Here is a 296-nt window from a genome sequence, read left to right as displayed (position 1 = left end):
TGTTTTGCGGCTCAATAAGAACCATCAGTTTTGGATCAGAGCTATCGACAGTTAATAGGATTTCTTCTCCCACAGGGGCTTTTAGCGTATTTTGACCTTATTAAAACCACGCAATCGCCCAATGGGCTTCACATCTACCTGGAAGAAATAAACGAGCCTCCTGCAGACTATAAGGATAGGAAACTACATTCAAAAGGTTTTCTACCAGAGGTCCGGGTGCAGGATTTTCCGATCAGAGAAAACAAAGTAACACTGGTTATCAAACGCCGTCGTTGGGAAGATGTTCATACCAACGA

General features: G+C 43.2%; 1 protein-coding gene. It reads left to right on the top strand.

The window, feature by feature from the left end:
- Positions 1-30: 30 nt before the first annotated feature.
- A partial coding sequence (locus tag KVT36_RS31645) for a hypothetical protein (RefSeq protein ID WP_217607419.1) occupies positions 31-296 on the top strand: 266 nt, incomplete at its 3' end.

Source organism: Chitinophaga sp. GbtcB8 (genome assembly GCF_019091455.1).
GTDB lineage: Bacteria > Bacteroidota > Bacteroidia > Chitinophagales > Chitinophagaceae > Chitinophaga.
Note: the sequence above shows the minus strand (reverse complement) of the source record. Positions and strands in the feature narration are given on the sequence as shown.